Genomic DNA, 2,246 nt, shown 5'->3' on the forward strand with positions numbered 1-2,246 from the left:
TGCCGACCGAGGCGCCGACCCGGATCGTGACGCCGCCGACCTGCATCGGGCGGCCCATCGCATGGACGATCCGCCCCGCAAGGGCTTCGGCGCCGCGCGCGCTGCCATGGCCGCCGAGCAGGATGGCGAATTCGTCGCCGCCGATCCGCGCCACGAGGTCGGCCCGGCGGCAGAGCCCGGCGATGCGGTCGGCCGCCTCCCGGAGGCAGGCATCGCCCGCCGCATGCCCGAAGCCGTCGTTGACCGCCTTGAAGCCGTCGAGGTCGACGAGAACGAGCAGGCCCGCGCCTTGCCGGCACAGGAACGCGAGCCGGTCCTCGAAGCACATCCGGTTGGCGAGGCCCGTCATCCCGTCGAGATCGGCCCGTCGGCGCGCCGCCTCGGCGGCCAGCCTCTCGTCTGTGATGTCCTGCTTGATCCCGAACAGCCGCACCGCGACGCCCGCGTGCGCCTCCACCGTGGCGGTCAGGCGGATCCAGCGGAGTTGCCCGGCGGCGGTGCGGATCTCGGTGTCGAGGCGGAAGCCGGTCCGCTCGGCGATCGCTCGCGAGCGGGCCGCCTCGAGGGCGCGGCGCGAGGCCTCCGGGTAGTGCTCGAGGGCGCGCCCGCGCGACAGGGCCGTCCCGCGCGGGATGCCGAACAAGTCGTAGACGCCGGAGGACCAGTCGATCGCCTCGTCGCGCAGGCGGCATTCCCACACCCCGATCCCGGCCGCGGCCGCGGCCCGGTCGAAGGTGCGCTGGCGCTCGGCCAGCCGCTCGGCGTCCCGGCGAATCAGGCGCAATTGCGCCTCGGCCGAGCGGATCGTCGCCGACGCCGCGGCGACGTCGGGGTGGATGGGCGGTCCGGTCATGCGGCGGGCGACGTCGCACCGACGAAGCCGCCCCGCAGGTTCGCCTCGATGATTCCCACGCGATTCCCGACCCGGACCGGAGCGCGCCGGGACGGCCCGGCATCGATGGCTCCATTCGGTACAGCTTAAGCGCGAGCCGGTGAAGGGTTCGTCAATCCTGATGCGCGTCGCCGCTGCACGGCGCCCCCGGGCACCCTATATGTCGCGGCGGTGGCCCGATCGACGCGGGCCGATGGCGAGCGGCGGATCGGACACGTGGGCAGCATCGGACGATACGGCGCGGGCGCCCTGCTGCTCGCCGGCGCGGCGCTGCTGGCCGGGTGCGCCACCGACACGCAGACCACCGCGACGCTGCCGAGCCTCTACCTGCCCCTGTCGAACAACGCGGCCCACGTCGACACCGAAGCCGCCCGCGACATGATCTCGGCCTATCGCCGCGGCCGCGGCGAGGCGGCGCTCGCCCTCGACCCCGAGCTCCAGAAGCTCGCCGAGGCCGAGGCGGCGTCGATGGCGCTCGCCGACCGGCCGAGCAAGGCGCAGACCGTGAAGGGCGCCGTCGAGCGGCTCGGCTTCGCGTCGGCCAACGCCAACCTGTCGGCCGGCTACCACACCCTCGCCGAGGCCTTCTCCGGCTGGCGCGACAGCCCGCCCCACAACGCCGTGATGCTCGATCCCAAGGCCGCCCGCATGGGCATCGCCACCGCCTACGCGCCCGGATCGAAGTACAAGGTCTACTGGGCGCTGCTGACCGCGAAATGACGGCCGAGCGACGGCCCCGGCGCGGAGGCGGACACGTGCGATGAGGGTGAAGCCTGTTCTGGTCGCTCTCTGCCTGATGCTCGCCTCGTCCGCGCGGGCCGAGCCGCTTCGCCTCGTCCTCGGCACCGCCACCCCGGGCGGCGGCTTTCCGGCCTACGGCGCGGCGCTGGCGGCCTCGGTCCGCGCGGTCGACCCCGACCTGACCCTGGAGACCCGCGCCACCGGCGGCTCGGCCGAGAACGTCCGGCTGCTGCGCGAGGGCGCCCTCGACCTCGCGCTGGTGCAGGGCGAGTTCGCCTACGACGCGCTGGCGGCGGGTGACGGCCCGCGGCTCACCGCGGTCGCGCCGATGTACGCCACGCCCGGCCTGCTCGTGGTCGCGGCGGCGAGCCCGGTCCGTACCCTCGCCGACCTCGCCGGCAAGCCCGTCGCGCTCGGCACCCGGAATTCCGGGCTGACGGTGATGGGCCGCGCGGTGCTCGCCGCCTCCGGCCTCGACCCGGAGCGCGACATCGTCCCGATCCTCCTGGAGCATGCCGGCGACGGCCCGGCCATGGTCGCCGACGGGCGCGCGGCCGCGCTCTGGGGCGGCGGCATCGGCTGGCCGGGTTTCGCGGCGGTCGCGGCGATGCCC

3 protein-coding genes are annotated in these 2,246 nt (G+C 75.1%); 2 read left to right on the forward strand and 1 reads right to left on the reverse strand.

Features of this window, described 5'->3' with window-relative positions:
* A partial coding sequence (locus tag FV230_RS27455) for a sensor domain-containing diguanylate cyclase (RefSeq protein WP_147844616.1) occupies positions 1-853 on the reverse strand: 853 nt, incomplete at its 3' end.
* A gap of 291 nt (positions 854-1,144) precedes the next feature.
* On the opposite strand from FV230_RS27455, the gene FV230_RS27460 reads away from it, so the two are divergent.
* A complete protein-coding gene (locus tag FV230_RS27460; protein WP_246695035.1) occupies positions 1,145-1,612 on the forward strand; it encodes a CAP domain-containing protein in 468 nt (155 codons plus the stop codon).
* 40 nt (positions 1,613-1,652) lie between these two features.
* The coding region (locus FV230_RS27465; protein WP_147844618.1) for a TAXI family TRAP transporter solute-binding subunit at positions 1,653-2,246 on the forward strand (594 nt) is incomplete at its 3' end.

This window comes from Methylobacterium sp. WL6, from assembly GCF_008040095.1.
GTDB lineage: Bacteria > Pseudomonadota > Alphaproteobacteria > Rhizobiales > Beijerinckiaceae > Methylobacterium.